The organism is Pseudomonas sp. NPDC089406 (assembly GCF_044900265.1).
Taxonomy (GTDB): domain Bacteria; phylum Pseudomonadota; class Gammaproteobacteria; order Pseudomonadales; family Pseudomonadaceae; genus Aquipseudomonas; species Aquipseudomonas fakonensis.
This window is the reverse complement of record NZ_JBJDNC010000012.1, coordinates 1-25,671: the sequence shown is the minus strand read 5'-3', so window position 1 is coordinate 25,671 and position 25,671 is coordinate 1. Positions and strand designations below refer to the sequence as shown.

Below are 25,671 nucleotides of genomic sequence, written 5' to 3'. Positions count from 1 at the left end.
AGAGCGCGTGCGCTTTAAGTAAACCCTCGGCTAAATCCGCAGTCTCAGTTATTATCCCAGCACTTGTCCCACGCCTAGGAATATTATTCATGTCCAAACTTGCCGAGTTCAAAGCACTGGAAGCGCAACTGGCCGCGCAGCTGCAACAGCTGGATGCCATGAAAAACGACTCCGGTTTGAAGCAGGAAATCGAGTTTGAACAGAAACTCAAAGCGTTGCTGGAAGAGTACGGCATGGGCCTGCGCCAGGTAATTAGCATTCTGGATCCGGCCAAGGGCCTGAGCGTACCGACCGCGAGTGCGTCCAGCAGCAGCCAGCGCAAGCCTCGCGAGGTGAAACGCTACAAGCATCCGCAGAGCGGTGAGGTTGTGGAAACCAAGGGCGGCAACCACAAGATCCTCAAACAGTGGAAGCAGGAGCACGGCTCGGACACCGTCGAGAGCTGGGTACAGTAATCACTGACTTGCTGACAGCGGCAAAAGTCGCGCTGCAGACAACATAAAGGCCCCGGATAGGGGCCTTTTTGCTGGGTGAGTGGAATTACGCCGTGAGACGAGTTGGCGTATCTGTGGCTTGATTAGACTGCAAGGCCAACAGGTACTCAGAAGCTTCTCGGGCCTGGCCACTGGCGCGGAAAATGGCTCGTTTGTCTTCCTTGAGTATCTTCAGCCAGGACGCCAAGTATTCCTCGTGACGCAACTCACCCGCAGTACCGGTGAGTGCGCATAGAAACGCGGCGCCCATTTCTGCGACCAGTTCCTCGAAGGCATACGCCGTGGAGCCGAATGCATGCCCGTCGGTGATACCGTCACGGTTCAGACGAGTGCGATGGCCGGACCAGTGCGTGAGCTCATGCAGCGCCGTTGCGTAGTAGCTGCCGACGTCTTCGAACTGCGCCTTCGTAGGCAGTTGGATCAAATCACGAATCGGCTGATAGAACGCATCATCGCCGTAGCGATGGTCGATGCGCGCCCCGCTGGCGACCAGCAGTTGCTCTGCCGGTTCATGATCGATGAAGGTCGTGGGCTCGGCGTGGTCAGCGGAGGCTGGCTCCTCGCCCGGCAAGCCCTCGGTCTGCTCGATGTTGAACAGGCAGTGTGTCCGCAGCAGCGCAAACTGCACCATCTTGATATTGCCCTGTTCATCACGAACGACTTGGCCGTCCTCGTCGTGCGCTTCCTTGCTCAACGGTTTGTACAGCACCGCGAGGGTGGATTGCTCGCCTTTGCGCACATGGCCTCCGCCTTTGCGCGCCTGGTTGTAGGTCAGCCAGCGATCTTGGGTGAAGCCTCGCAGTCGCGCCTCCGCCCACAGTAGCGGAATGTTGATGCCGGCGTAGGGACGCCGAGTGATGGCGTTGATGGGAAAAGGACCGTCAGCGCTTGAACCTGTGGTGGTCCAGGGCTTGATCCAGGGGATCACGCCTTGGCTCAGGGCGCTGACGATTTTGTTGGTGACGTCCAGATAGATGTCGGACATGACGTTCTCCGATTGTGAAGGGGAACGCCACCCCATCCGGGAGGTGTTCCCGGTTGGGGTAAGGGCAGAGGAAGTGCTGGTCGTGTCAGAGGACTGTGAGATCCACCGAATGCTCAGCTGGCAAGCGGATGTGCAGGAAGGAAGGGGCGCTACGTGGCGTGATGTGGGCCAACTGCAACAGCGAAAGTTGTTCGGCCGCAGATGGCGCGCCGTCCTGTGGCAACTGAATGTGCAGATCAGTTGGACAGGGTGACGAATGAGTAGCAGCCGCCAGAGCACTGGTGAGCAGGATGGCCAGACGTTGTGCTACCTGATCTGCGGCGACGTTTCCTGGGCCAGGCTCCATGAGTTGCTGCCATACGCCAGGGCTGAGCACGACGGCCGTGGAGAGGCTGCAGTGGCTTGACATGAGTACCTCCAGAGTAGATCGCGCGAGCACCTCAGTCGAAGTGTGGCGGGGCTTAGTCGCTGTAAATATTGCCGCGAGCTGGGAGTGCCTAAGCAGTAAAAAACCTGTGTTGAGCGGTGGTCAATGGCCACTCAGGAACAACGCAAATACGCCTATCCAGAGCGTTCCAAGGAAGGCTGGGCGCTTTAGCTTTCTGATAAATGGCGACCTCGGATGGAACGGAAGGCACCCGGAAAGGCGCTTCCAGAGGTCCCGACAGCGAGCCCTCTGGAAGCGCCTGTGACTTAGGTCAAGTGGTTAAGTTTTTCCCGTCGGCTCGACCTCGGCGGCCAAGTACAGGTGAGTGGAAGTGGCTTCTACCACCAAAGATCCTGCTGTCCCGCGAAGACTGGCCAGGACAGGATCTTCGATGTCGAAGTACTCAGCGAAATCGTCACCGCCGAATTCGTCTTTAGCGCGATTCCACCAGGTATCGAAGTCGTCGACCTCGGGGTTGCAGCCAGTGGCATACGCCACTCGCTTGCGTCCGCTTCCATCGGGTTTGCTCTCGCCGATCTCGGCCATCAGGTAAACGCCGTGATCCTTGACCAGCATCACTTTGCAGCCATTGATACCGGCCTCGGCTAACACCGCGTGAAGTTCAGAGCCTGTGAAGCGCAGCATGATGAAATCCTCCAAAAGGTGCGGAGGAATGCCACCCGTGCGGGAGAATTCCCAGCACTGAAATGGTTTGAGTAGACGCGTCGAAGGTGCAGGCTTGGAAGCCTGGGGATTTAGAGGGCGTTCATCACCGTGGGAACGATGACCATGCGAGCTGCCGAACGCTAATCGCATTTGGGACAACCATCACATGTGTGACGTAGCCTCGAAGGTCATGGCTACCTGGGTGCTGGGAAACCAGCGCTTGCAGATCTGGTTTAACAAGCGGCTGAGCGGAGCGTCAAGGGCGTTTTATGTGAGTCAGAGCGATGTGAGTCCGGGGAGTGCCACCAGTGATCACCACTACTAAACGAGGTGATCAGCGGTCATTGAAATCGGCGGAACAGGAGTAAGCTTTAGCTTGTATCCAAATTCTCTCTAGCTCGTAATTATGAGCAGAGAAGGGCGGTGTTGAATGACTCATCAAGCCTCTTCGATTGCCGGTCGTACTATTCTTGGCAGGCATATAATTCGCGCTGCTGTTCGCACAGGGCGCGTGGCAAATCAGCTCGAAACCCGCATTCTGCGATCACGGGTTTGGGCGTTTGTTCCGGCCCAGTATCGCAAAGTGGGCTTGCTCGCTTTCAAGTTTCTCCTCGTTCTCGCCGTTGCATCGTGCGCGCTCTTCATTGCAGTCGTGATGGTGGCTATTTGGACTATTGCGATGCTCCCCATCAGTACTGATAGGCAACCTCGTATCCATGAAATGAATCACCCACGACATCATCTCTTATACCCAGAAATGTACGATGACAACGGTACGCCTAGATAACGGGTCATCTTGATTTTTTGGCTGCTGACATGAGCTGTGAGGTTCCCTTCTCTGCCTGTGCTTGGGCGCCATCCGTCGCGCGAGTCAGGAGGGTCTGTACGCCACTTCCCACGTTGTACCCCGCCCAGCTCATTACGCCGAGGAAAAACATCGGCAGCACTACGAACATCGCACCCATCACGTATTCAATTACCTGCGCGGTAACTGTGCCGTCCATGAAGCCTGCAGTCGGCAACGATAATAGCGCCTGATCGGTGGCAGAGACCTGGTTGTATAGCGTTTCCAGCATGCTCGAATCGATCCATCGCGCGAGCTCCCACCAGAATGTCAGCATGTGGAGGGTGAAAAGCGCGAACGTGATCGTCATGAGCGCCTTTAACTGGTAGGTGCTAATCAGCAGCACCAGTGGCAAGCTGATGATCGTGCCCATGATCAGGAAGGCCTGGACCATCGGCAAGGCGGCACGAAGCGCATTCATCGCCGGGAAATTACTGAACGAGCCCAAAGCGAGGCCGGTGTTGGTGGCCAGGTTGTTGAGACCTTGCGTCAGGGAGCCGCCTCGGGCACTGCTGCCATAGTCCTGGAACACCTGCCCAGGTGCCATGCTCAATGACTGCTGCCGTGGGCTCACCAGCTCACGCAAGGTAGCGTCTTCGATCTCGGTGGTGCTGCGCCCAGTCAGCCAGCTCCGCAACTGCGACATCAGCGATGGATCGACCTCGGCCACCAAGCGATCACGTAATCCGATGGTGCCATCGCTCCACCACTGCTTGCAGGTGGGATAACCAGCACCGTTGTCGAGCTGGGGCAGCGAGGTATCCCGGGTTTCGTCGTATGGCCAATCGATCCTGGGCGTTCGCGAGCGATCGGTGTCGTAGTAGCCCGGTGTATTGAGCAGGTATGTCGAGCCGATCCAAGAGGCGTCGTGGCTCTGTGATTCGTCCAGTTCGGGCCGGTTGGTAAACAGCCGTGAGCGCGAAAAGCCGTAGCAGTCCCGGGTGAAATCGGCGACCTCCTGCAACAGCACCTGGTCGTTGATCCGCGAGCTGTCGATCTCCATACGCATCGCACGGATGTCCGGTGCGCAGGGGATCGACGCGGTCGCGGCGGCGGTGATGCCTTTGCTCATGGCATGCACCAGGAACCACCACAGCGGCACGTTCGCTGATTTCTCGCCGATGGTGTTGAAAGTCGTGCCCCAGGCAGTGTGCGCGGGCTTGGCCATGGAGACGCCACAGCGCTGGCTCGCAGCATCGTCGAAGCTCACCGATGAAAGGTTGAGCGGGAAAAACGGCATGCAGCCAAAAAGAATGACCACGTAGCTCATCCACAGCCGGTTCTCGACGCGAGGGATCGACAGCAGCCCCTTGTTGCCCTCGTCGGCACCCTGTTGGCGGGCCGACAGCCATTCCTGCAGGATGATCGCGCCGAACGGAGCGGCGAACAGCCCGGTGTCCGCCAATGTATTCCAGATGCCGTTATTGATGATCCAGGCCAGCAGCGAAAGGTAATACTCGAGGTAGCTGTTGGTGCTCATGTTCATGGTTGCACCTCACACGCGAGACAGTTCGACCAGGATGATCGAGCTGAAGCCGATCAATCCCAGGCGCTTTAGCCGTTGTTGATCTGCAGGCGTGGGCCGCCTTCGCAACGCTGCGGCCCAACCGGCAAAAATCAGGGTGTACAAGAGCGCGCGCCAGCACGCGAAGTAGGGCGTTGTCCCTCGTGCAGGTTCGAGCCAATTGAACTGGGTCACGGACAGGTGCAGCGCCATCCAAGCAATCAACAAAATGCCCAGCATGGCGCCGAGCATCATCAGCACAAGTGCGAGCGTGGATCTCACCGAAATCAAGATCATGGTGTGCTCCTCTCCTGTTCGGCTCGGCGCAAACGGTCCGGCTGCGGATCACGCTGATCGATGCTACGCGAGGCGTCGGCACCGCCGGTGTGGCGATCAAGGACCAGGCTGGCGGTGTTGGTGGCCAGCGACTGGCGCACCTGCAGCTCGGTTTTCAGCAGGCGGATCTCGCGCTCCAGCGTTTCGACGTTGCTGTTGAGGGCGCTGGTGGCGGGCTGCGCCGAAGCCACGTTTGGCTCGTGGCTGCCAGCGAACAGCGTGCGCTGCAGCAGCATCGCTTTGTAGATCACGCTCGACAGGGCAGTTTCGCTGGCCAGGCGCCGAGCCAGCAGGCTCTGGTCGGGGTCGTCGCGCAGCCCCTCGATGACACCGCGGGATACCTGCAACAAGGGGCTGGAGACTTTGCCGAGGTTCTCCGGTGTCGGCTGCTCGGCGCCTGAGACCATGCGTTGCAAGCCTTCCAGGTTTTCCGTGTAGGTTTCCTGGATCAGCGGCGACAGGCCGGTACCGGCGGTTACTCGCAGCGTCTCGCAGTCGTCGCAGGTCTGAACCTCGGTTTCCCCGAGCACGCGTGTCGCCCACTCGGAGGCCTCCTCGGGACTCGACCAGGCTTGGCAGATGGCGCCATTCTGGCAACTCGAACCCAGTGCTGAGGTATCCTCGACCGCCCGGTTGTGCAGCAGGTTGTAGCCGGCTTTGACGACGTCCGAAGTGACCCGGATGGGTTGCTGGCCGTTGCCACCGGCTTTTTGCCCGCCGACCCAGCTGACGCCGTTGTTGCCGTTGTTCGCTTCGGTGTCCTTCACCGCCGTCACGGCATCACCGCCGGACTGCTCGAGGTTGTGCTGCATCTCCTGGTTCTGCGCCAGCGCACCCCAGCCGGCCTGGTCGACTTTGTCGGCCATCTTCGCCGCCATCGCCTGGCAGGTGAGCTTGGAGCGGTCGAAGTCGATCCGTCCCTGCAGCACTCCATTGCTGAGCAGCTCATACAGCCCGGGATTGGCCCGCTGGATGATCATCGCCGGCAGCGACATGACGGCCTGCGTGGCGTTCTGGATGACGTTGCCCATGATTTGCTGGAAACCCTGGGTGGCGCCATTGAGCTGGTTCTGCAGGGTGTTCGAGAGGTTCATGTTTCCGCACATCATGTTGGCGCGCCACGACATGCCTACACCGAGGCCATTGGGTCGGTAGAGCGAGGAGGGCGCTCCTGCCGCCGAACCACCGCCGATGGTGTACATCACCCGGTCGTCCAGGACCTGGGCCTGGTCACCAAGGTGGTAGCCGTTCTCGGCGGCGTGGCCCACGGCATAGACGAGGAAGCACAGCAGACCGAGCGAGAGGGTCTTCATCATTGGCCTCCGTCAAAATCGATGCTGGACAGGAAGGTCTGGCCCATGCGCTGGCAGCAGCGGTAGGGCCGCCACAGCGCCCAGGCATAGGCGCCGTCGGCGCTCTGGATCGTTGGGCTGGGGAAGATGGCGCAGGTGCTTTGGGTCACCGGGACGAGCATTTGCCAGCGATGGTTATTGACGTTGTTCTCCAGTACCGGCTGCGGCGGCCAGTAGCCAGGCGCGGGCATCGGCTGCAACGGCAGGTAGACATGCGGCTGGCCAACGCGAGTGATGAAGTCACTGGCGCGCTGAGCCATCACGGCAGCCGCCTTGAAATCGTCGGGCTGCACCAGAAAACCGTGGCGTGGGTAGACGCTTCCCCACATGTCGCCGAGTCCCTGGTTGCCGATCTCGCGGATTCCCGGCACCAGTGCCTGCGGGTAGACGGATTCGGGAATGGCCTGGCGCCACGCCAGCGGGTCGAGCGTGCTGAGGTAGTAGGGTGCAAATGGCACGGCACTGCTTGGGCAGGCATAGCCGAACGTATGCGCCAGGGCGGTGAGGGCAGCCCCGCCGGGGTGCCCGATGCCGTCGACATTCTTGAACCGAGGCAGGTTATCGCGCTGCAGCGAAGGCGTGATCAGGTTGCCACCCCCTTGTGACGCTGGCGTCGGTGTCGACAGTGCCGACATCTCGCTCCAAGGGTTGGCGCCGGTGTCGGCGTAACTCGACACCACCAGCTCGGGAATAAAGTGACGGATCTTCGGCGAGGTGCGCACCGTGCAGCCGAACGGCGTGCACAGCAGCCAGTAGCAGATACCGACGACCCGGTATTCCAGGCACTGCAGCGAAGTGACGGAGGCGATGAGGGTCGGGGTGGTCAGTGCCAGGCACTGCTCAGTGGCGATGAGCAGAACCGCCGCAGTGAAGGCACGACTTCGGCCGGCCTTCCTGGGCATCGGTAATCTGCAGGCGGTGGAGGCGGTCACGTTCATGGGCAACGCTCGGCAGGTGGCAGCGGTGTGCATCCATGCGCCAAGTTTCAGCATCCCTGATCCGGCACTGGAGGAGGGAAACAAACTGAGCCCGGGTTTATCGATTTCGTCTGGCGGGCTGATTAACAGAGCGGGTTAGGCAAAACACCGAAAGAGTACAAATGTGCTCTTGTCGATTTTTTGCTGAACTAAGGGATTGCGAACAGTCCTGGCGGTATCGCTCACAACATGCCGCGCAGGCGATCGATCTCCTCCGCGACCTGCAGCGCGGCCTCCAGCTCGGACTGCTGGTGCTCTTCCATCAATCGCCAGCGTTGGGCTTTTTCCTCGGGCTCGGTCATGGCCAGTGCGAGGTACAGGCTCGGCGGCACAGCGCGGAACAGTGTTTCCAGGTTCTTCGACAGGACTACGCCCTCGGTGTACTTGCCCGAGGCCTTGCTCGCGGAGAGCAGCAGCGCCTTTTGCGCCGGCGTGAGTTTCTTGAAACGGGCGATTTCCTCGATTTCCGCTGGCGGCATGTTCAGGCAGATCCACCACTCGATCATGTTGAGCATGGTCTGCGCCGCGTCAGGCAAGTCGGCCAGGTTCTGCGTCGCCAGCCAAAACCAGGCGCCCAGCTTGCGCCACATCTTCGTGCCCTTGACCACAAAGGGGGCGAGCAACGGGTTCTTGGTGATGATGTGGCCTTCGTCGGTGACCATGACGATTGGCCGCCCGAGGTACTGGTCGCGTTCGGCGATGTTGTTCACCGTGTTCATCAGGCTGATGTAGCTGATCGACATCTGCGCCTCGTAACCCTCACGGGCGTAGGTGGCGAGGTCGACGATCGTCACATCGCTCTCTGGCCAGGGCGTACCGGGCCGGTCAAACAGGGCACCCTCAAAACCCTGGCAGAACAGGTCGATGGACTCGGCCATCTCCTGGGCGCGCTCACGGCGTTTGTCAGGTAAATGGGCGTCGCTGGCGACCTGGCGCAGGGCGTCGCGAACATGACGCGTCAGCACCTGTTGCTCGGTCGCTGCGCAGTGCTGGGCGGCATCGAGGATGCACTCGCGGATCAGGCTGCGGTCCGCGCGGGTCAGGCGCGCCTCTTCCTTGGCTTCACCGCCGGTGATCATCAGCCGCGCGGTGATCTCCAGCTCGCCCAACACGTCGCGCTGCTCATCACTGTCCGGCGCCGTTTCCGCCAGGTCTTCGGTCGATAGGCTGGCCACCTGGTCTGGGTGCTCGATCAGCCGACGGGCATCGGCGAACGGCGCCAGGCTCAAGTCACTGCCGGGTTTGAGCTGCACCTTGTTGACGGACAAGCCGAGGGTAGCGAAATAGTCGCCCTGCAGGCCAAAGGAGTTGCCCGCTTCAACGATGAACAGCCGCGGCCGGTACACGGCCATGATCTGCATCAGGATCGACACCAGGGTGGCCGACTTGCCGGCGCCGGTCGGCCCGAACAGCAACAGGTGGCCATTCATGGAACGATCGAAACGTGACAAAGGGTCAAACGACAGCGGAGCACCTCCACGGTTGAAGAAGGTGATGCCTGGATTACCGGTACCGATACTACGCCCCCAAAGCGGTAGCAGGTTGGCGACGTGCTGGGCGAACAGCAGGCGGGTGTACCAGTTGCGCGTGTCTCGTGCCGGGTTGTAGACCATCGGCAGCCAGCGCAGGTAGCTGTTGCAGGCTGCCACTTCGTCGCCCTCGCGCACTGGCTGCAGGCCAACGCCGAGCAACACGTTGGCGGCCTGTACCGAGCGTTGGCGCAGCTGCTGTTCATCCGCACCGCGTAAATACAACGCCAAGGTGCCGCGGTACAGCTTGTGCTGGCGACCGATCAACGCGCGTGCTTCTTCTACGTCCTGGCGTGTCTGGGTCGAGGCGAGGTTCTCGCCGATTGCTTTACGTGCCAGGCGGTTGAGCTGCTCCTCGAGCACATCCTGGGGCGTGATCACCAGGGTCAGGCTCATCACCGCCTGCTCGGGTAATTGATCGAACAAGGCGTTCAACGCCTCGCCCTTACGCGTTTCACCGGTCAGCTGGCCGATATGCGGTGGCCTGCGCAGCTTGTCGACCACCATCACTGCATGGGGCTGTTGATCGAAGTACCAAAGGCCCTGCTCGCTATCGGAGCGCGGCTCCTGGAAGAACAGCCGCTCGGCAAAATCGTGGTCGAACGGTAGCGGTAGGTCCTCGCCGCCGTCGGTCTCCGGATAGGGCACGCGTCGATAGAACGCTGCGGGGGATTCGCCGGTGAGGGCGGGAGACGGGTTGAACCAGGGCAGCAACCAAGCGTAGAAGTCGCGTCCGGTCAACCGTCGAGGGCTGACCCCGCAGGCCTGCAGCGAGGCCACTAGGCGGTCGCAGGTGCGGCTCAGCAGTTGGGTCGGGCTCTGCCCATCATCATCGGCCTGCTCCCCGAGCCAGCGGTAGACCACCAGTCGAATCCGTCGATTGCTGCCGCGCCAAGGCAGGTGGGACACGACATGGTCGTCGAACAGCCCGCCAGGTTTAGCGATGGCGTCGAGGTGACACTGCATCGAAGCGAGGAAGGCTTGGGTAAACGGTGTACCGCGAGCTCTCGGCGCGATATAGCGCTCCAGGCGTTCGAGGTACGGGGCAAAGTCACTGTCGTCCTGGCAAAAAAACTGCACCACCCAAGGCGTCTGGTCCAGTTCGTCGAAGCTGTCCTGCAGCGCATCTTCCAGGGCGTCGCGGGCCGCCATCAACCACTCTGGCTCACGACCCTCGGTCCCGATCGGCTGCAGCTCGAACACCGCGCCCACGGAGCGGTTGTCGTCAAGCAGAAAGCACTGCTCATCCTCGAGGTATTCGACCCAAGGCAAGTGATCGGTAAAGCTGGGATTATGCGCGTACTGGGCAGCTTCGTCGGCAAGTGTGGCACGTTGGCGCTGCGCCGCACGCCAGGGCTTCCAGCGGGGCGGGTTGCCACTTGCGTCATCGGCCATCACAGATCGTCCAGGCGTTCGCCGGGCAGCGCGTACTGGACCTTCTCGTACAACGGGAACACGGTCGAGTAGCCTGGTACCGGTGTCTGCTGGGTACCGGCCAAGTGAGGGTACACGTACATGACCAGGTCCGGGTTGGGCAGGCGTGGGAACTGGGCGCGGATCTCGTCGGCGGCGGTGCGCGTGTAAGCGCTTTGGTCGCCTATCAGGCGCTCAGGGTCGAGCACTGGACGGCGCAGTTCGCCGCGCGCTTCCTGCAACTGCTGCTGGGCACCGATGGCGCCACCGCCGTTCCAGATGTCCAGCATGGTTTGATCGCCGTGGGGCAGCATTTCCTCCTTGCTGGTGGAACAGCCGCTCAGCTGCAGGGCGAGCAGCAAACTAATCCAGATCCAGTACCGAAACGGATGGGCTTTCATGGTTCACTCTCCGGCCTTTCGGCTCGTAGTCGATGCTGATTTCGTGATCCAGGTGCAGGGCAACCTTGGCCCCCGGCGGCACGTAGATGGCGGCAAAGGCTTCACCATAGAGCTTGTTGATCCACTCCCGGATATCGCCAATACCACCGCTGATGACCGAGTTCAGTGCGCTGTTGCCGTTGTTCTGGGTCATGCCCAGGCTGCCGCTGGCCGAGTTGATGAACGAGGTGTTGGTCTGCTCGCTGCCCAGGCCCGCGGCGAAGCCGGCGCCGGCCGCGGTGATCAGGCTCTGGCTGCCCAGGTATTGCTGGGCGTTGGAGCGGCGCTCCCCGGAGATGCAGGGAATGCCGTAGGGGTCGGAGATGTAGCCCAGCCCGCCGCGGATCTTCTCGGTGTCCGAGGTCTGGGCGCTGCTGCGATTGCGGCTGACGACCTTCTGCGGCTGTGGCACCGTGCGGACGGTGCCGTCGCTGAAGACAAAGGTGATCGACTCGACCTGGCCGCGTACGCAGGACAGCGTCCAGTCGCCGGCGGCGGTGCCGCTCATGACCGCGCCGACCACGTCCGGCAGGTCGATGCCATTGGCGGTGAGGTTGTCCGGGCCCACCAGCACCTTGAACGGATAGGGGTCGTTCACGGTACCGTCCACCGGGACCCGGCCAATCAGCGCGGTCATGGCAATCGAGCCCATCAGCGTCGAGTTTTCAGGGAGGGTGTAGACGGGCCTGGCGCCCTCGGCGCGGTCCTGGATGCTCTCCAGGTCACGCTCGCCTTTGGCGACGGCACGCAAACGGTCCTGGCCACGATCGATGGCGTTGTTGTCCAGGCCGTGCAGGTCTTTGAACGTCGACGTTAGCGACGACAGCGGACCGTCAGCTTTGCTGACGTCGCCCTGGCTGGCGCGCGCATTCGACGGCTCGATCCACTGCACTGCATCAGGCGCTGATTGCGCACCCGAAAACTGTTGTTCGTCGCCGGGCTCAAGGCCAAAGCCTGCGGGCACATCCGATTTCGCGGCCGGCTTGCTGGAGAGCTGGTCTTTGAGCCTGGACAGCAGGCCCTGGGTTTCGCGGTGCTGCTGTTCGGCCTTCTGCCGGGCATCGCTGGCCTGCTGGCGCTGCTCGGTGACCTGCTGGGTGACGCTGCTCAGAGTGCTCTGGATGCGCGTATCGATATTGCCTTCGCGCGAGCGCAGCCGATTGTTTTCGGTCTGCAGCGCATCGTTGCCTTTCTTCAGCGTCTGCATCTCACTGCGCATCGCCTTGACCTGGCCGATCAGCGTAGCCACGGTGTCGCGTGGGGTATCACCCGCGATGCCCAGGGCCTTGGCTTGTTCCGCACTGAGTGTGGTCTTGTCCGGATCGTGCGCGGTCTGGCTTTCCGGCGAGGCCATCCAGGATTTTCCGATGATCAGCACGATGCCCAGCAGGACCCCGGGTACCAACCACTTCAGCAGGCTGTTAGCTTTCATGATCGGCAGCCTCCGGTGTAGGCGGGGGCAATAGCAGTTCGTGTTTCAGATCTTCTCCGCGGGTGACGAGGTAGGCCACGGTGGTGTCCTCAGGCGTACCGGCAAGGCCGAGGTCCGCGTGCTGGAACGTGGCGGCGTACAGCGTGGCCTGCAGGTGACGTGGGTCCAGCGCGACCTTGCCGGGGCCGCGGTTCACGATCTTCACCGCCGTTACCCAGTAGTCCCCAAGTCGCCAGGCGGCGAGCGCCTTGATCGAAACCCGCTCGGTGGGCAGCAGAGTGCTGAGCGCGATGGAGTCGCTCAGCGGCACACGCCGCACACCGGGCAAGGGCGCCACGGTACGCAGAGGCGCATACAGGTTCTGTGCGGCATAGCGGGTAAGCACCACCGGTACCGGCGTCGCCACAGGTGCAGCGTCCTTCTCGGTCTTCGTGTCCGGAGCCTGGATCTGGGCCACGATCTTGACTGGCTCCAACGCCTCGCTGCCCTCGAGCGCCTCGATATCGATCAGGATGATGTCGCCCGACTTCACGGACTGCAGCTGCAGCCGGGTAGGGGGCAGCGCTTCCGCGGCGCGCAGGTACACCGTCCCGCCGACCGACTGCACGCGCAGTTTGCCGGCGATCGTACTGGGCAGCCCGACGCGAACGTCTTCATCGAGCATCAGGACCCGCTCTTGGCCCACTGTGAGCGGAACGGCCAAGGGCAGGCGGTCCCAGTATTTCACCTCGACGGCGCCGACCGCTGAACACCAGCCGCTGCCCATCATCAGAATCAGGATCAAGACACGCATCATTACGCACCTCCCGGCAGCGTCAGCTTCTGCGGTGTGCCTTCGTAGCAGTCCAGGGCCAGGCCCCATTTGTTGCGCTCGGGGTCGACGTCGAAGCGCACCACCCGCAGCGGATAGCGCACCACTACGCGTTTTACCGGCTCGGCGGCGTAGTACTCGTCGGCGTTGAGGTCGAGCTTGACCAGCCAGCTGTGCTTATCCAGCTGCTTCACGCGCAGGTCGGGGTCGTCGCTGTAGCCGCGGCCCAGCACCTCATACACCCCGCGCACCCGGCCACGCAGTTCGCCGGCGGCCTTGCGATATTCGAAGTCGCCGTCGAAGAACGTCTTGCACGCGGGCGTCAGGTAGGGCTGCAGGGCAAAGATGGCACGGTGGTAGTCGACCTCACCGTCGGTGGGCCAGCGGTTGAGTTGGCCGAAGATGTACAGGGCGAAGGCGTAGATGTTTTCCGGGGGCACATCCCACCACTTGCGCGTGCTGCCTGAGCGCAGATCAGGCGGTACGTGAATGGTGAGCTCGGAGGGCGCGGCCTGCCAGCCGTACCACAGCCCACCGCACAGCAGCGCCAGGATGGCCACGGCCAAACGCAGGCTGAAGATGTGCGCCTGCTGCACATCCACTTTGTTGCGGAAACGGCTCATGGGTTGGCCCTCCTATGCCGGCGAGTCCGGCGCACGGTCCACGGCCCCGCATGCAGGATCAGTTGGTGCGAACTGATGCCCCAGTGCACCGCCAGGTGCCACTGCAGGCGCCGGTACAACCAAGTTTCCGGGCGGGCGCGCTTGGCCCGGCGCAGCAGCTTGCCGCCGCCGAGCAACACCAGCGCCATGCAGACGAACATGCAGGTGGGGAGGGTGGCGATGGAGGCGGTAGCCACCGCCAGCGGCGCACCGATGATCACACCAAGCCCGGCACCGACGATCAGGGCTACCCACATCTCGTCGTTGGTGAGGCCGCGCAGGACGGCCGGGTCACGGTTGAGGCGTTCCGGCAGGAAGGTCAGCGTGCCGTCAGGCAGCGTGGCAGGGGTGTCGGACATGAGGACCTCACAGAATCGTCGCGGCTTTGGTGAGGAACCACAGGATCACTACTAATAGCAGCGCGCCGACGCCGACCACCGCGCCGAGGTCCTTCCAGGTCTTGCGCTGGTTCTGCACGTCGGCGAAGACGGTCAGCGAATGCCAGGCCACGCCGAGGAAGGCTAGGGTGGCGATCAACAGGCCGAGCAGGATGCCGCCGTCGTAGGCGTAGTTCTTAATGGTGTCGATCAGTCCCGACCCTTCACCTCGGGAGGGGGCTTCCATGGTTGGCAGGTCGGCGCTGGCGAATGTCGAAGTCAGCAAAACTAGACCGCCGAACAGGGCTTTTGAACAGGTATCCCGCAGCAGGAGAAGCTGGCGGTGGCAATGGTGGGAGGGTTTCATAGCACGGTCTCCGGGTTACGACAGCATGAAAAACATCAACACGATCAGGACGAGTGCCAGGCGAAGCGTGCTGCCGCCGAGCGCACCGAAATTGAGGTTACCGGCCGCCCAACCGCGGTAGCCGGTCCACAGGGCCCAGGTGCACCAGAGCAACGCCAGCACCAGCACGGATGACCGCCATAGCACCGAACTGAGCTGCGGGGAAAACCCGGCCACGGCGGAGAACGCACTCAGTTGAGCGTCAGTCATGCTCATTGGAGAGACCCGACTCATGCGCGTCATGGCGGTAATCCCCAGTCAACTCGACCAAGTCAGCAGGCTGCGCTCGCGAAGGCGAAAGGTACTTGCTGATGCCTTGCTTTACTCTGTCAAGGTCGGCGATGAGCCTTGGATAATCGAAGCGATAGCGGGCCCCTGCGGTATCGACTGAGCTGTTTGCGCGATCGGCCAACAGTTCGATGGCAGTGATCTGCCGCTGCACCAGACTGAGGTCCGAGCGCTCGCGCACGTCTTGAGCGGCGGCCGTGGCGGCAACCAAGCAGGTTACTAGTAAGAAGTAGGGAAAAAGCATCATGGCGGAATCCAACTGAGTATTTGGGCTTCACCTTGATCATTTAGGCTGGCATTGGCATGCGCTAAAGGGAATGTAGAGAGTTCGGTTTTTTCATGCCGGCTGGAAGGTCGCTAGCAGGGGCAGGGATAACTACCATCTGAGCCCAACCGCTGATGGCTGGGAACTCAAGAAAGCCGGTGCCGACCGTGCTTCCAAGCGAGCCGCAACAAAAAAAGCATTAGTCAGCTCGCTGGCCGACTTCTTTGACGGCAAAACCGCATCGGTGAAGATCCATAAGGCTGACGGCACCATTGAGGAAGAGCGAACGTACCCACGTCCCGCCGACCCGAGGCGTTCGAACGGGTGATACCAGTTACTGCAGCTGACCTTGACATCGATGTCAGCGATCCGACCGGTCACGGGTTGTACAAGTGGCTGCTCGCGAGCTTTCTGATCGGGAAGAGGATTCATTCCTCCGTAGCCGTGGAGGCGTACCGGAACTTGGTTGATCGGCATGGCCTGGATACGCCGGACAAGTTGGCCCGCTGCTCCCATCGGGATCTCGTCAGGCTTCTGGGCCAGGCAGGTTATGCGCGGTACGACGAGTCCACGGCGAAGCGACTTCATGCATTGGGCGTTGGCGTTTCTGACGAATTTGATATCCAGTTGAGCTCGCTGAAGAAGAACGATATGGGCAGCTCTGCCTTACAAGCTTGGCTTCTGGGCTTCGAAGGGGTTGGCCCTAAAACCCTCAAGATTTTCATGCGTGAGGCAGCAGCCGTCCTTGAGCACCGCTCTACAAGGGGATCGTCACACTGAAGCAGGTGCCGCTCTCTTTAGAGGATGACACGTCGATTTTCCCTCCATGACTGGCGACGATTTCAGCTGCGATGAAAAGGCCTAACCCCAGGCCTTGGGAAGCTTTGCTACCCGTCTCGGTATAACCAGAGTAGCGACGACCAGGATCAAACAAGGATGGCATAGCGGCTGGAGAGATGGGCTCTCCGGCGTTTCTGACTTCGAAGGTCATTGTGTTGTGGCTGCCTTTGAGGGCGACCTGGATTGGCTGCTGCAGGTCACCATGCCTGACTGCATTACCAATCAAGTTGGTGAATACCTGAGCCATTCGCTCTGGATCAAAACCACCCACGACCGGATCGGTATCATTGAATATAATCGTCGCGTTTGGCTCCCCAGCACTCAGTTCCTTGATTGTCGTGCGGCAGATCAAATTCAGCTCGGTTGGACTTTTGACAACCGGAATACCGGTGCCAAGGTTGCATCGTGCGAGGTCGACCAAATCGTTGACCATACGATTGGCTCGGCGGGCGCTGACCCCAACCTGAGCAGCAATGTCTTTTTCTCGATCCGAGAGCGTTTGGCTTTTTCTCAGTAAGTCAGCGCCCATCAGTATCGCTGTCAGGGGGGCTCGCAAATCATGTCCCAGCACGCCTAAAACCATTTTTCGGGTCGTTTCGACAGCTTGACCGTAGGCGCTGATTGACTCCACCAGCGCCTGGTCGATGGCCTCGTTAAAACGCACCATGTCCTCGATTTGCGAAGGTGAGCTGAACGCTTCCTCTGCCAGCCACAGTCGTAACACGCTGGATCTCAAGGCGCGAAATTCCGACACCATTTGATCCATGGAGAACCCGTCTATAAGCCTGAGAATGGCGTGCGTTTGTGCTGCAGTTTCTTGGTCACTCTGTGGCGCCAGGCCTTTAGACTTCAAAATTTGCTGACGTTCTGTTTGCGGAGTTCGCATGTCCAGGGCGGCGGCTTTGAGGATCTGTTGCGCATGGTTCCTAAGCGCACTGGCCGCCAGATCCTGCCTTGGGACATCAATGTCTCTGGCGAAGCGCTCCCACGCGTGGAGGATCGATTCAAGATTCGCTTCGATGAAGTCGGGGAGTCGCATCGTCTACCTCTTTTGGGCTACTGCCATCCTAGGCCAGCCGTGAACTATAGCCGGTAAGTCAGCGATCCGCCCCGTGCGACAACGGCCAGAACGGAACCTCAAGCCTACTCTTTTCACCGTAGGAGTGGGCCACGTCTGTCGCCAAAAATGCTGTACATATTTTTGTTTTTGTACAACTTTTAGTCGTGAAACTTATTGAATCCATGCAGTTACGGCGGCTCCATATATTATCCATAGGAGCCTAAATCATATGCCTTCACTCAAACTATACGTCATTGACTATCAACTTCGCGGAGCGTCCAAGCAATTCGTCATCCGCTTGGAAAATATGTCCAATGCGGAGGCCTGGCATTGGGCGAGCTGTGACGCCGGGATTGGGGTGATCCCAAGGTTCGCACAGCAAAACATTCGCAAGGTGAGCCGCCCCGTGGCGGAGCGTTACGGTCTTTCTGACGTTCGTTGGAGACTTTCAAGCAGCGTCTCGGCATGAGGGTCGAAACGGCCAACGGCCTTGAACGAACCGCTCCGCTGATCGCGGTACGCTCAGTCTTCTCATGGCGGTGGTTCAAATGAGGCTAGAAGCTGACGGACTATCGTTAAGCGGACACCATGTGCTGGTCGTGGAAGACGACGAAACACTCAATATGGTACTGGCCCAGATTCTCACTGAGCTGGGCGCCTGTGTAGCGAGTTTTGGCAACGCCGAGGATGCGCTGATTGGTCTTCTTGAAAATCACGGCGCTTGTTCATTGGTGATTGCCGATCACGGCGTTCCTGGAACGCTCAAGGGCTTGGAATTTTTGCAAATGGTCGCTGAAAAATGGCCTCATATTCCCACCATTCTCACCTCTGGGTATCAGTTGCAGCCCACCGGTGATGCGCCTCCTATGACATTCCTATTCAAGCCGTGGTCGGTTGAGGAGCTGCTGTCCGCGATTGGCCAAGCAATAGCGAGGGACTCGATCATCACGCCGCTGGGCGCTGATCAACCTGGTGGATGAGGTAAGGACGAACCACTCAATGAAGGCCTCCAAGGCCCAGGGCTTTGGCAGAAAACGGATGCCGTGCGGTAACGCTTCGTTGATCTGCGGGTGATACCCGCTAGTGACAATGACGACGGTAACGGGCAGGTCTCTACGTGCAATCCAGGCCAGTTGCAAACCGGTTGAAACGCCGGGTGTCCGGACATCCGTGATCACTAATGCCCAAGGTTTGAGCTTCAGCGCAGCAATTCCTTCGTCGGCACTGGGGAGTGCGGTCACTGCCGCCCCCAAGTCTTCGAGCAATAGGGTGATGAGCTCGCGCAGTGCGGGTTCGTCTTCTACAAGCAGTACGGAGGGTGTTGCAGCGTGTTGTCGTGACTCAGTCATCTTAGTGCTCGCAATCTAGCGCACGTCGAAAGAAGCTATACGGCCTTAATCTGCCCAAGGGGGCAGTGCTACGTGCGATATCATTCTGACATTGCTGCCCCCGAGATAATTCACCTTCGACACCAGAAAAATTAGCCAGCATCTCGCGGCACGCTACCCTTTGATGCCCCCTCTGTATTTGTGTCGACATCGTCCGCTCCAAGTGGCTTTTCCGGGCCACATTGCTCGCCCATGGCACGGTACTCCCTACGCAAAGCACGCAATTGCTTGCTGTCCATCGCTTCAAGATCAAGCACGGAGCGCTCGGCTGATTTCGTCGCTCGAATGAGCTCGTCAAGCTTCACATGGATGATGTCGTTGTCCCGGTTCTGGGTGTTCTGGATGAGAAAAACCATCAGGAAGGTGATGATCGTTGTGGAGGTGTTAATGATGAGCTGCCATGTATCGTTGTAGTGAAACCATGGCCCCGAGGCTGCCCACATTCCGATCAGTACGATGGCGATGAGGAAGGTACTTGGCCTGCCAGCATGGTTGGACAGCCATTGGCAGAACTGCGCGAATTTCATGATGCTTTTCCTTCTGAACACGTTGCACGTGTTCCGTTGACCCTCAAACTGTTCAGAAATCTTTTTTTACATTTGCTAGGGCTGACGAACAGCCGCGTGATGTCCAGATCCAGCTATTGGATGCAGTCTTGGTTGCACGAGCCAGCATGTTGCGTCCTTGGCGATGTGACCTCGAATGTCTTGTGCCAGTCCCTCAGAAACAGGGCCTCTTTCCCGAGCGTTACGGGTGCTTCGGATGGCCATTGGCGAGTAGTTCGCTGATGGTGTCACCGAGCACATCAAGGGTGCACGGCTTTGTGATGAACCTTGCATTTACAGGGAGGGAGCCTGGAGGTAAAACCGTGCGCCCAGAGATGACGATGACGGGAAGGTCGCGGTTGGTTGACCAGAGCGTTTTGGCGAGCCCGAGCCCATCAGTGGTGCCTGGCATGTTCACGTCCGTAATGACGAGAGCAAACGGCTCGGCGTTTAACCTACGAAGGGCATCGTCGGCGTTGCTGCACTCGACGACCTGGTAGCCGAAGTGTGTCACGGCGTCGGCCATCAGCCAGCGCAGGATGTCATCGTCTTCAACCAACAAAACCTTCTGTGACATAGAGCTTGATCCTTGTCGTTGTACTCGTTAGTGGATCCTCCGAGCACAGCGTTGCTTGCTCCTGACAAATGGTGACCAACCCGCTAACAGATCTCGATTGAGTCGAAGTTCCGACGCCGCTGTCTTCGCTGTAGGTCATTCGTAGCCACAAGGCTGCCAAGGAGCGAATGTGAGGATCGGATGCTTGGGATGGGGATCACTTATTTGGAAACCTGGGGAGCTTCGCTTGGCGGGAGATTGGCGGGCGGACGGCCCAGCACTCCCTATCGAATTTTCGAGGGTCGCTGATGGGGGAGAACTGGCTACAGCAATATGCCTTGGCGCCGCTACGGTCGACGTTCTGTGGGCGCCCCTCATAACGACATCTCTTCAGCAGGCCTATGATGACCTGGCCAGCCGAGAAGGTATTTCTCCTGAGCGAACAGATGGGGTCGGCATATTGATGGTGCATGATGTTGAAGATGGCGGTGGTCTAAACAGCTGGGCATTGGCTCATCGTCTCGATGCTCTGGTGTGGACGGCGCTTCCACCCCGTTATCAAAATATCGAAAATCGAATCCCGACAGCGCCTGAAGCAGCTGACTACCTGGTGTCCCTTGACGAGACCACTCAAGCTCACGCAAGGGATTACCTGAAGAAGGTGCCCGGACAGATCTATACCGCATACCGGCAGTTTTTTGCCGAGCGCCTCGGATGGTGATTCAGCCCGGCTGTGCTTTCGTTGAAGCACGGCCTAGCACTTCCTGTGAATGGTTTCTTCATCCTCGAGCAGGGGAATACAATGCGTAGATCTGGTTGGTTTCTTATGGTGCTTGGCAGCGCAGGGCTCGTCGGTACGCTGGCATTGCTGACATTTCAACTGATGGGATTTAGTGCTGATGCAGGCGACTTCATGGCGGGAAGCTTTTTCATGATGGCGTTGTCAGCTTTGCTGATCATCTTCGGTGTGCGTCTTCGAGCGAGAGGCAAGCCGCTGCTGCCTATTTTGCTGTAAATGCTGTGCTCGTCAGCCCGCGAGATGCCAGGGTGATGCTCACCCCGGCAGAGCTCATTCAGGCTTAGCGGTTTTCGCTATTGCGGCCACCACCGTGGCTGTTTTGTCCGCCTTTGCGACCCGCCTCGGAAGCACGCTCGCGGTCGTTGGCGAAATTCCCGCCCGACGCTTGGCCACCTTTACGGCCTGCTTCAGACGCTTTTTCGCGGTCATTGGCAAAATTGCCTGGGTTGTTCTGCGCGGTGCCGCCTTGATTGCCGCGATTACCTTGATTGTTAGCCATGATCTTTCACCTCATGTGTCACACAGGAAAGTCTGTGTTCAATTCGGAGGGGTGAAAGCCGCTGTTTCGCACACCTCATTTTCGCTTTGCCCGACGGGTTGCGCTAAGAAAGCTGCTCCACGTACTGTGGCGGGCCAACTCTTAGCATCCCAGTAGAACAGCTCGAGACCTTGCCCATTCGGCTCTCACGCTGAACTGAAGTTCTTTTCGCCTCCTCGAATTTGGACATGGTTTCTGAGAGGATTCGGGGAATGGACGACACGGCCCTGACATTCATGATCTTCGCGACGGAACACCCGGACGCGCTTGCCCAAGTCCAAGGCTTGAGTGAAGCGCAAGCGCTGGAGGCTGGCGAGCCGCTGTCGGCCCTGCGTGACACCATGGTTGTCCAGACCCTCACGGCTGAAGCCAGCAAGCAAGGCGTCTCGCTCCGTGAGCTGGTTCAGACGCTTATCGGAAGGGACGCCGAGGAGGAGGGCGATGCGACCGTCCCAGGCTTGGAAAAATACAACCGCATGCGTGATTTCAACGCCTCACCGGAACCATCGGGAGCAGGGAAATCTGTTAAGCGTTCGAAGCGCGCAGCTGCTCATGCCTTGCAGTTTTGCGTTCAAAAGCACGATGCCACACGACTGCACTACGACTTCCGCCTGGAGCTCGAGGGCACGCTCAAGAGCTGGGCGATTCCCAAGGGGCCATGCCTGGATCCGAAGGTAAAGCGGCTCTCGGTGCATGTCGAAGATCACCCGCTCGATTACGCGTCCTTCGAAGGCACGATCCCGGAAGGGCACTATGGGGCCGGGGATGTCATCGTCTGGGATCGTGGCGTATGGCATGCCCAAGGCGACCCGGCTGAGGCCTACAAGAAAGGTCGAATGAAGTTTGAGCTGCAGGGTGAAAAGCTTTCAGGCCTGTGGAACCTTGTCCGGACGAACATCGAGGGCAAGCAGGAGCAGTGGTTTCTGATCAAGCATCAGGACGAGGCCGCTAAGCCGCTTGCTGATTCGACGTGGTGGTCGAGATGCCCAACAGTGTCCTGAGCGACCGTACCATCATCCCCAAGAAGCGCGGTCGGACGAAAGCCACGTCATCCAAGCCGAACCCTCCCACAACCGTCACCGGGCCGAGCGCAGAGGGCGCTGTGGCGGCAGCACTGTCGGAGAAGCTCTCTCCGCAGCTAGCGACCTTGGTCGACTCCAGTCCTCGCTCTGAAGAATGGCGCTACGAAATCAAGTTCGATGGTTACCGAATGCTGTGCCGCGTCGAGGGGGATGACGTCCGGCTGTTCACCCGCAATGGTCATGATTGGACTGCGAAGTTGCCTAAGCAGGCGGCTGCCATCGCCTCGCTCGGGCTTAAATCAGCCTGGCTGGACGGCGAGATCGTCATACCGGATGAGAACGGCGTGCCGAATTTCCAGCTGCTACAAAACGCTTTCGACGCCGGCAAGAGCCAGGGCATTGTCTACTACCTGTTCGACCTGCCGTATCTCAATGGCGGGGATCTTCGGCAGGTGCCGGTTGAGAGTCGTCGTGGTTTGTTGAAGCAGCTGCTTGATGACTCGACCGACCCGCTGCTGAGGTTCTCCGAAGACTTCACCGAAGACGTCGACGCATTGATGAACAGTGCCTGCCAGATGCGCATGGAAGGGCTGATTGGCAAACGCTTGGGCAGTCCTTACGTATCCCGGCGCAGCGATACGTGGATCAAGCTCAAGTGCAAGCATCGCCAGGAGTTTGTCATTGTCGGCTATACCGACCCGAAGGGTGCCAGGAGCGGCTTTGGGGCACTCGTCCTTGCCCTCAATGATGAAGGCAGTGGAAAGCTGCGATACGCCGGCAAGGTCGGCACTGGTTTTACCGAGTCGACCCTCGCCACCATCTTGGAAACGCTACTGCCGCTGGAGCAGAAACAGGTGCCGGTGATGAACCCACCGAAAGGTGTCGACGGCAAAGGCATTCACTGGTTGCAGCCGACGCTATTGGCAGAGGTCACCTTCGCGGAGATCACCTCGGACGGTGTGGTCAGGCACGCGGTGTTCCAAGGTGTCCGGACGGACAAGCCTGTCCAGAATATTACGGAGGAGAAGCCGGCGTCTGCGCCGAAGGCGCGAAAGTCAGCCCATGCGAAGTCGGAAGACAAGGCCTCGGCCACCAAGGTGCGGATCACTCACCCGGAGCGTGTGATCGATCCCAGCAGCGGCCTCACCAAACGAGACCTGGCCGAATATTACGCGCAGGCCTCACCTTGGCTGCTGCCCCACCTGAAAGACCGGCCCATCGCTCTAGTAAGAGCGCCCGAGGGGATTACCGGAGAGTTGTTTTTCCAGAAGAACGCTGACCGTCTGGCCATTCCGAACATCACCATGGTGCCCAAGGCCGAGGCCGGCAAAGCGGGCATGGTCATCAACAGCGTTGAGGCCCTGGTCGGTGCCGTGCAGATGAGCACCATCGAACTGCATTCCTGGAACGGCACGACCGAGCACATCGAGCAGCCAGACCGCTTCGTGCTGGATCTCGACCCTGATCCCGCGCTGCCTTGGAAGGCTATGGTCGAAGCCGCCCAGCTGACCTTGGTAGTGCTGGATGAGTTGGGTCTGCAGTCGTTTCTCAAAACCAGTGGAGGAAAGGGCATACACATTATGGTGCCGCTCACGCCTAAGGCTTCTTGGGAAGAAGTGAAGGACTTCAGCCAGGCCATCGTAAAGTACATCGCCAAGCTTATCCCGGATCGGTTCTCAGCCGTGTTAGGCCCGAAAAATCGTATCGGCAAGATCTTCATCGACTACCTGCGCAACGGCAAAGGGGCACCACTGCCAACGTCTTCTCGGCGCGGGCTAGGGAGGGACTGCCGGTATCGGTGCCAATCTTCAGGGAGGAGATCGTCGAGCTGCAATCGGCGGCCAAATGGAACATCAAGAATGTTCAGGAGCGTCTGGATGAACTGGGTGGCGATGACCCATGGGATGCTATGCCGACCATCAAGCAATTGATCACCCTGGAAATGAAAACGCGGATCGGAATGAAGTAGCCGCTGATGCGAAGCAGAGAAGGGGAAGGCGCTTGGCACATTTCGTCATGCCTGGATTCGCGGCGTCGAGCTTCACCAAGCCCTATGCTGCAATCGCTGGCTTCACTCATTCCTTTGGAATTATCGAGATTTTTCCGTTCCGCTCCACAATCGCAAATTTGATTTGCTCCACCGATTCTATCCCCTGGCTATCTCGCGCTGATTCGAGAATGTCATCCTCGGTTAAACGAGATTGGCGCATTCGCTGATGCAAGAACTGTCCGTGCTCAACCACCAGGGTTGAATGGCCATCGAGAAAGCGGGCCAGCGGTCGGGAGTTCAGCTTGGCAAGAGACAAGCCCACATCGACCACGATCAAGGTGGCGATCACCAGCACGGCGTTGGTAAACGAGAAATCCTCGCCCAGAAGAGCCTGCTGCGTGGCTTCCCCGATGATCAGCAGCAAGACGAAATCGAAGGTGGTCAGATCGGCCAGGGAACGCCGCCCGGCTACGCGGAACAGCAGCATAAGGGCGACATACATCCCAGCAGCTCGCAGGATCGAATCCAAGACGCCCTCCTAGGGATAGAGAAATGTGGAAAAGTGGACTTCGGTGTTCGAGCCCGCCCTCACAACCCCTTCCAAGCTACCCACGTGCTCACTTCGCAGTGTTAGGTACAAGGTGGCCATACCATCCTTGCTGGTACCCAATTTCAGCAGCAGGGCTGGGCCATCGGACATCGACACCTGGGGTTCGGGCTGCATTGTCTCGATACTGGCTTCGCGCAGCAGTGAGCCCTCAAGTTCAACCATCACTGGTTGACCCGGGCTCCCTTGAATTGTGATGAAAAGATTGTCGGTGGAGCCACTGCGACTGAGGCGTTGATATTGAACTTTTAATTGACCATCCTGACTCACCACCTCGGCATCGCTTAGTGGGCCATTGCCGAACAGCCCTGCCAAGGCAAGCAATACGATGATCACCAGCACATACCATCCCACACGTTCGAAGCGCCAAACGCGCTTCTGCATGGGCATGTTCTCCTGGATCGGGTGGCTTCTGGATATCATCTCATCGTTCGGCATTTCATGTGCCCTCAGGCGCGTTCGCCGCGAAGCCAGCGTTGATGGTAATGAGCAAGGCGCGTCAGGCCGAACAGCGCGCCTTGTTGCATCACCTCCGCTCTCTCGCCGAAGAAACGCTGAGTACGTGTAAAAACCGCAGCAGGCTCGCCAGCAAAGGCCCAAGCAAAGCACATCGTCCCGGGAGGTACTCCAGATTCGGCGGTAGGCCCCGCTACTCCTGTTGTTGCGATTACCACGTTGGCATCGCTGTCTCGCAATGCACCCAACGCCATTTCCCACGCCACAGGCTCGCTAGTGAGCCCGTAGCGCTCGATGGTCTCGGCACAGACACCCAGCAAACGCTTTTTCGCACTCGGTGAATAGACGACATAACCACTCTCCAGAACCTCCCCAGTGCCAGGTACCGTCGCCAACAGCGCCACCATGCAGCCTGCAGTACAAGATTCGGCGGTGGAAAGAATCAACTGATTGTCCTTGAGGTAGCCGAGCGCGGCCAGTACAGGTTCGGTTGCCATGAGGGTATCGACTCGCTTGTTCTTTACCGGTGGACGCAACCCTCGGGCAATTGGTTCAGCGCTTATTTAGGGAAACTCCGAGCAAGTTACCCACCAGTCGGAAATGGACGGCTTGGAGATGCCGAAAACTCCGATTTTCAGCCGCTGATTATTGGAAAACCAAGG

30 protein-coding genes and 2 pseudogenes are annotated in these 25,671 nt (G+C 59.5%); 8 read left to right on the top strand and 24 right to left on the bottom strand.

From position 1 onward, the window contains the following. The first annotated feature begins 89 nt into the window (after positions 1-89). The gene (locus ACI2KK_RS10780; protein WP_100851758.1) at positions 90-455 is read left to right on the top strand and encodes a histone-like nucleoid-structuring protein, MvaT/MvaU family; all 366 of its coding nucleotides are present in this window, start codon (positions 90-92) and stop codon (positions 453-455) included. A gap of 85 nt (positions 456-540) precedes the next feature. On the opposite strand, the gene ACI2KK_RS10775 is transcribed toward ACI2KK_RS10780, so the two are convergent. The 16 genes from ACI2KK_RS10775 to ACI2KK_RS10700 all read right to left on the bottom strand — a co-directional run bounded on the left by ACI2KK_RS10775 (position 541) and on the right by ACI2KK_RS10700 (position 15,190). Then, entirely contained in the window at positions 541-1,479 is a 939-nt protein-coding gene (locus ACI2KK_RS10775) for an ArdC family protein (RefSeq protein WP_404668930.1), read from the bottom strand. 85 nt (positions 1,480-1,564) lie between these two features. Beyond that, positions 1,565-1,888 carry a hypothetical protein gene (locus tag ACI2KK_RS10770; protein WP_404668929.1) on the bottom strand — a complete coding sequence of 108 codons (324 nt, stop codon included), beginning with the start codon at positions 1,886-1,888 and terminating at the stop codon, positions 1,565-1,567. A gap of 297 nt (positions 1,889-2,185) precedes the next feature. Beyond that, positions 2,186-2,551 carry a DUF3085 domain-containing protein gene (locus tag ACI2KK_RS10765; RefSeq protein WP_404668928.1) on the bottom strand — a complete coding sequence of 122 codons (366 nt, stop codon included), beginning with the start codon at positions 2,549-2,551 and terminating at the stop codon, positions 2,186-2,188. A gap of 812 nt (positions 2,552-3,363) precedes the next feature. Then, entirely contained in the window at positions 3,364-4,902 is a 1,539-nt protein-coding gene (locus ACI2KK_RS10760) for a conjugal transfer protein TraG N-terminal domain-containing protein (RefSeq protein ID WP_404668927.1), read from the bottom strand. Between the two features lie 9 nt (positions 4,903-4,911). Then, a complete protein-coding gene (locus ACI2KK_RS10755; protein WP_404668926.1) occupies positions 4,912-5,217 on the bottom strand; it encodes a hypothetical protein in 306 nt (101 codons plus the stop codon). Then, positions 5,214-6,569: an integrating conjugative element protein gene (locus ACI2KK_RS10750; protein WP_404668925.1), complete on the bottom strand. Its 1,356-nt coding sequence runs from the start codon at positions 6,567-6,569 to the stop codon at positions 5,214-5,216. The genes ACI2KK_RS10755 and ACI2KK_RS10750 overlap by 4 nt, the downstream gene beginning before the upstream one ends. After that, positions 6,569-7,546 (bottom strand): TIGR03756 family integrating conjugative element protein, encoded by a 978-nt coding sequence (locus tag ACI2KK_RS10745; RefSeq protein WP_404668924.1) that lies wholly within the window; start codon positions 7,544-7,546, stop codon positions 6,569-6,571. The genes ACI2KK_RS10750 and ACI2KK_RS10745 overlap by 1 nt, the downstream gene beginning before the upstream one ends. A 221-nt stretch (positions 7,547-7,767) precedes the next feature. Next, positions 7,768-10,509 carry a conjugative transfer ATPase gene (locus tag ACI2KK_RS10740; RefSeq protein ID WP_404668923.1) on the bottom strand — a complete coding sequence of 914 codons (2,742 nt, stop codon included), beginning with the start codon at positions 10,507-10,509 and terminating at the stop codon, positions 7,768-7,770. After that, positions 10,509-10,928 carry a TIGR03751 family conjugal transfer lipoprotein gene (locus ACI2KK_RS10735; RefSeq protein WP_404668922.1) on the bottom strand — a complete coding sequence of 140 codons (420 nt, stop codon included), beginning with the start codon at positions 10,926-10,928 and terminating at the stop codon, positions 10,509-10,511. Before ACI2KK_RS10735 ends, ACI2KK_RS10740 begins: the two co-directional genes overlap by 1 nt. After that, on the bottom strand, positions 10,891-12,399 hold the full coding sequence (locus ACI2KK_RS10730; protein WP_404668921.1) for a TIGR03752 family integrating conjugative element protein: 1,509 nt from the start codon (positions 12,397-12,399) through the stop codon (positions 10,891-10,893). The genes ACI2KK_RS10735 and ACI2KK_RS10730 overlap by 38 nt, the downstream gene beginning before the upstream one ends. Continuing rightward, positions 12,389-13,195, bottom strand: coding sequence for a TIGR03749 family integrating conjugative element protein (locus ACI2KK_RS10725; RefSeq protein WP_404668920.1), 807 nt, complete (start codon positions 13,193-13,195; stop codon positions 12,389-12,391). Before ACI2KK_RS10725 ends, ACI2KK_RS10730 begins: the two co-directional genes overlap by 11 nt. Beyond that, entirely contained in the window at positions 13,195-13,833 is a 639-nt protein-coding gene (locus ACI2KK_RS10720) for a PFL_4703 family integrating conjugative element protein (protein ID WP_404668919.1), read from the bottom strand. Before ACI2KK_RS10720 ends, ACI2KK_RS10725 begins: the two co-directional genes overlap by 1 nt. Next, positions 13,830-14,231 carry a TIGR03750 family conjugal transfer protein gene (locus ACI2KK_RS10715; protein ID WP_404668918.1) on the bottom strand — a complete coding sequence of 134 codons (402 nt, stop codon included), beginning with the start codon at positions 14,229-14,231 and terminating at the stop codon, positions 13,830-13,832. Before ACI2KK_RS10715 ends, ACI2KK_RS10720 begins: the two co-directional genes overlap by 4 nt. Before the next feature lie 7 nt (positions 14,232-14,238). After that, positions 14,239-14,616, bottom strand: a complete 378-nt coding sequence (locus ACI2KK_RS10710) for a TIGR03745 family integrating conjugative element membrane protein (RefSeq protein ID WP_404668917.1) — start codon at positions 14,614-14,616, stop codon at positions 14,239-14,241. Positions 14,617-14,631: 15 nt separating this feature from the next. Further along, positions 14,632-14,871, bottom strand: coding sequence for a TIGR03758 family integrating conjugative element protein (locus tag ACI2KK_RS10705; RefSeq protein WP_404668916.1), 240 nt, complete (start codon positions 14,869-14,871; stop codon positions 14,632-14,634). Next, complete coding sequence (locus tag ACI2KK_RS10700) at positions 14,858-15,190, bottom strand: RAQPRD family integrative conjugative element protein (protein ID WP_404668915.1); 333 nt, start codon at positions 15,188-15,190, stop codon at positions 14,858-14,860. Before ACI2KK_RS10700 ends, ACI2KK_RS10705 begins: the two co-directional genes overlap by 14 nt. 136 nt (positions 15,191-15,326) lie before the next feature. Between ACI2KK_RS10700 and ACI2KK_RS10695 the strand changes: the two genes are divergently transcribed. Next, positions 15,327-15,536, top strand: coding sequence for a DUF2188 domain-containing protein (locus ACI2KK_RS10695; protein ID WP_404668974.1), 210 nt, complete (start codon positions 15,327-15,329; stop codon positions 15,534-15,536). Continuing rightward, positions 15,533-15,988 carry a DNA methylase gene (locus ACI2KK_RS10690; RefSeq protein WP_404668914.1) on the top strand — a complete coding sequence of 152 codons (456 nt, stop codon included), beginning with the start codon at positions 15,533-15,535 and terminating at the stop codon, positions 15,986-15,988. Before ACI2KK_RS10695 ends, ACI2KK_RS10690 begins: the two co-directional genes overlap by 4 nt. Here the strand turns inward: ACI2KK_RS10690 and ACI2KK_RS10685 are convergent. Beyond that, positions 15,966-17,087, bottom strand: a complete 1,122-nt coding sequence (locus ACI2KK_RS10685) for an ATP-binding protein (RefSeq protein WP_404668913.1) — start codon at positions 17,085-17,087, stop codon at positions 15,966-15,968. The two genes, ACI2KK_RS10690 and ACI2KK_RS10685, sit on opposite strands and share 23 nt — an antisense overlap. A gap of 250 nt (positions 17,088-17,337) precedes the next feature. Between ACI2KK_RS10685 and ACI2KK_RS10680 the strand changes: the two genes are divergently transcribed. Further along, positions 17,338-17,577: a DUF6555 family protein gene (locus tag ACI2KK_RS10680; protein ID WP_404668912.1), complete on the top strand. Its 240-nt coding sequence runs from the start codon at positions 17,338-17,340 to the stop codon at positions 17,575-17,577. A 130-nt stretch (positions 17,578-17,707) separates the two neighbouring features. After that, complete coding sequence (locus ACI2KK_RS10675) at positions 17,708-18,088, top strand: response regulator (RefSeq protein WP_404668911.1); 381 nt, start codon at positions 17,708-17,710, stop codon at positions 18,086-18,088. On the opposite strand, the gene ACI2KK_RS10670 is transcribed toward ACI2KK_RS10675, so the two are convergent. The 3 genes from ACI2KK_RS10670 to ACI2KK_RS10660 form a co-directional block, all read right to left on the bottom strand. Next, on the bottom strand, positions 17,984-18,457 hold the full coding sequence (locus ACI2KK_RS10670; protein WP_404668910.1) for a response regulator: 474 nt from the start codon (positions 18,455-18,457) through the stop codon (positions 17,984-17,986). The two genes, ACI2KK_RS10675 and ACI2KK_RS10670, sit on opposite strands and share 105 nt — an antisense overlap. 131 nt (positions 18,458-18,588) lie before the next feature. Then, positions 18,589-19,023 carry a low affinity iron permease family protein gene (locus ACI2KK_RS10665; protein WP_404668909.1) on the bottom strand — a complete coding sequence of 145 codons (435 nt, stop codon included), beginning with the start codon at positions 19,021-19,023 and terminating at the stop codon, positions 18,589-18,591. A gap of 220 nt (positions 19,024-19,243) precedes the next feature. Then, positions 19,244-19,618: a response regulator gene (locus ACI2KK_RS10660; RefSeq protein WP_404668908.1), complete on the bottom strand. Its 375-nt coding sequence runs from the start codon at positions 19,616-19,618 to the stop codon at positions 19,244-19,246. Between the two features lie 226 nt (positions 19,619-19,844). On the opposite strand from ACI2KK_RS10660, the gene ACI2KK_RS10655 reads away from it, so the two are divergent. After that, a complete protein-coding gene (locus tag ACI2KK_RS10655) occupies positions 19,845-20,318 on the top strand; it encodes a hypothetical protein (protein ID WP_404668907.1) in 474 nt (157 codons plus the stop codon). Positions 20,319-20,363: 45 nt separating this feature from the next. Further along, positions 20,364-20,612, top strand: coding sequence for a hypothetical protein (locus tag ACI2KK_RS10650; RefSeq protein WP_404668906.1), 249 nt, complete (start codon positions 20,364-20,366; stop codon positions 20,610-20,612). A gap of 64 nt (positions 20,613-20,676) precedes the next feature. Here ACI2KK_RS10650 and ACI2KK_RS10645 read toward each other — a convergent pair. Next, a pseudogene (locus ACI2KK_RS10645) lies at positions 20,677-20,871 on the bottom strand (general stress protein); the annotation flags it as partial. Between the two features lie 539 nt (positions 20,872-21,410). Between ACI2KK_RS10645 and ligD the strand changes: the two are divergent. Continuing rightward, a pseudogene (gene ligD, locus ACI2KK_RS10640) lies at positions 21,411-23,925 on the top strand (DNA ligase D). Positions 23,926-24,031: 106 nt separating this feature from the next. Here the strand turns inward: ligD and ACI2KK_RS10635 are convergent. From ACI2KK_RS10635 to ACI2KK_RS10625, 3 genes are all read right to left on the bottom strand, one after another. Beyond that, on the bottom strand, positions 24,032-24,475 hold the full coding sequence (locus ACI2KK_RS10635) for a DUF421 domain-containing protein (RefSeq protein ID WP_404668905.1): 444 nt from the start codon (positions 24,473-24,475) through the stop codon (positions 24,032-24,034). A gap of 9 nt (positions 24,476-24,484) precedes the next feature. Beyond that, positions 24,485-24,937, bottom strand: a complete 453-nt coding sequence (locus tag ACI2KK_RS10630) for a hypothetical protein (protein ID WP_404668904.1) — start codon at positions 24,935-24,937, stop codon at positions 24,485-24,487. 65 nt (positions 24,938-25,002) lie between these two features. After that, positions 25,003-25,506, bottom strand: a complete 504-nt coding sequence (locus ACI2KK_RS10625) for a CinA family protein (RefSeq protein ID WP_404668903.1) — start codon at positions 25,504-25,506, stop codon at positions 25,003-25,005. Between the last annotated feature and the right edge of the window lie 165 nt (positions 25,507-25,671).

Coding starts and splice junctions, on each gene's coding strand:
- ACI2KK_RS10740 (WP_404668923.1), bottom strand. CDS start 10,509: ATGGCCGATGACGCAAGTGGCAACCCGCCCCGCTGGAAGCCCTGGCGT.
- ACI2KK_RS10625 (WP_404668903.1), bottom strand. CDS start 25,506: ATGGCAACCGAACCTGTACTGGCCGCGCTCGGCTACCTCAAGGACAAT.
- ACI2KK_RS10670 (WP_404668910.1), bottom strand. CDS start 18,457: ATGACTGAGTCACGACAACACGCTGCAACACCCTCCGTACTGCTTGTA.
- ACI2KK_RS10745 (WP_404668924.1), bottom strand. CDS start 7,546: ATGAACGTGACCGCCTCCACCGCCTGCAGATTACCGATGCCCAGGAAG.
- ACI2KK_RS10775 (WP_404668930.1), bottom strand. CDS start 1,479: ATGTCCGACATCTATCTGGACGTCACCAACAAAATCGTCAGCGCCCTG.
- ACI2KK_RS10750 (WP_404668925.1), bottom strand. CDS start 6,569: ATGAAGACCCTCTCGCTCGGTCTGCTGTGCTTCCTCGTCTATGCCGTG.
- ACI2KK_RS10630 (WP_404668904.1), bottom strand. CDS start 24,937: ATGCAGAAGCGCGTTTGGCGCTTCGAACGTGTGGGATGGTATGTGCTG.
- ACI2KK_RS10720 (WP_404668919.1), bottom strand. CDS start 13,833: ATGAGCCGTTTCCGCAACAAAGTGGATGTGCAGCAGGCGCACATCTTC.
- ACI2KK_RS10765 (WP_404668928.1), bottom strand. CDS start 2,551: ATGCTGCGCTTCACAGGCTCTGAACTTCACGCGGTGTTAGCCGAGGCC.
- ACI2KK_RS10735 (WP_404668922.1), bottom strand. CDS start 10,928: ATGAAAGCCCATCCGTTTCGGTACTGGATCTGGATTAGTTTGCTGCTC.
- ACI2KK_RS10755 (WP_404668926.1), bottom strand. CDS start 5,217: ATGATCTTGATTTCGGTGAGATCCACGCTCGCACTTGTGCTGATGATG.
- ACI2KK_RS10665 (WP_404668909.1), bottom strand. CDS start 19,023: ATGAAATTCGCGCAGTTCTGCCAATGGCTGTCCAACCATGCTGGCAGG.
- ACI2KK_RS10685 (WP_404668913.1), bottom strand. CDS start 17,087: ATGCGACTCCCCGACTTCATCGAAGCGAATCTTGAATCGATCCTCCAC.
- ACI2KK_RS10715 (WP_404668918.1), bottom strand. CDS start 14,231: ATGTCCGACACCCCTGCCACGCTGCCTGACGGCACGCTGACCTTCCTG.
- ACI2KK_RS10700 (WP_404668915.1), bottom strand. CDS start 15,190: ATGATGCTTTTTCCCTACTTCTTACTAGTAACCTGCTTGGTTGCCGCC.
- ACI2KK_RS10705 (WP_404668916.1), bottom strand. CDS start 14,871: ATGAGCATGACTGACGCTCAACTGAGTGCGTTCTCCGCCGTGGCCGGG.
- ACI2KK_RS10680 (WP_404668912.1), top strand. CDS start 17,338: ATGCCTTCACTCAAACTATACGTCATTGACTATCAACTTCGCGGAGCG.
- ACI2KK_RS10725 (WP_404668920.1), bottom strand. CDS start 13,195: ATGATGCGTGTCTTGATCCTGATTCTGATGATGGGCAGCGGCTGGTGT.
- ACI2KK_RS10730 (WP_404668921.1), bottom strand. CDS start 12,399: ATGAAAGCTAACAGCCTGCTGAAGTGGTTGGTACCCGGGGTCCTGCTG.
- ACI2KK_RS10780 (WP_100851758.1), top strand. CDS start 90: ATGTCCAAACTTGCCGAGTTCAAAGCACTGGAAGCGCAACTGGCCGCG.
- ACI2KK_RS10660 (WP_404668908.1), bottom strand. CDS start 19,618: ATGTCACAGAAGGTTTTGTTGGTTGAAGACGATGACATCCTGCGCTGG.
- ACI2KK_RS10710 (WP_404668917.1), bottom strand. CDS start 14,616: ATGAAACCCTCCCACCATTGCCACCGCCAGCTTCTCCTGCTGCGGGAT.
- ACI2KK_RS10770 (WP_404668929.1), bottom strand. CDS start 1,888: ATGTCAAGCCACTGCAGCCTCTCCACGGCCGTCGTGCTCAGCCCTGGC.
- ACI2KK_RS10760 (WP_404668927.1), bottom strand. CDS start 4,902: ATGAACATGAGCACCAACAGCTACCTCGAGTATTACCTTTCGCTGCTG.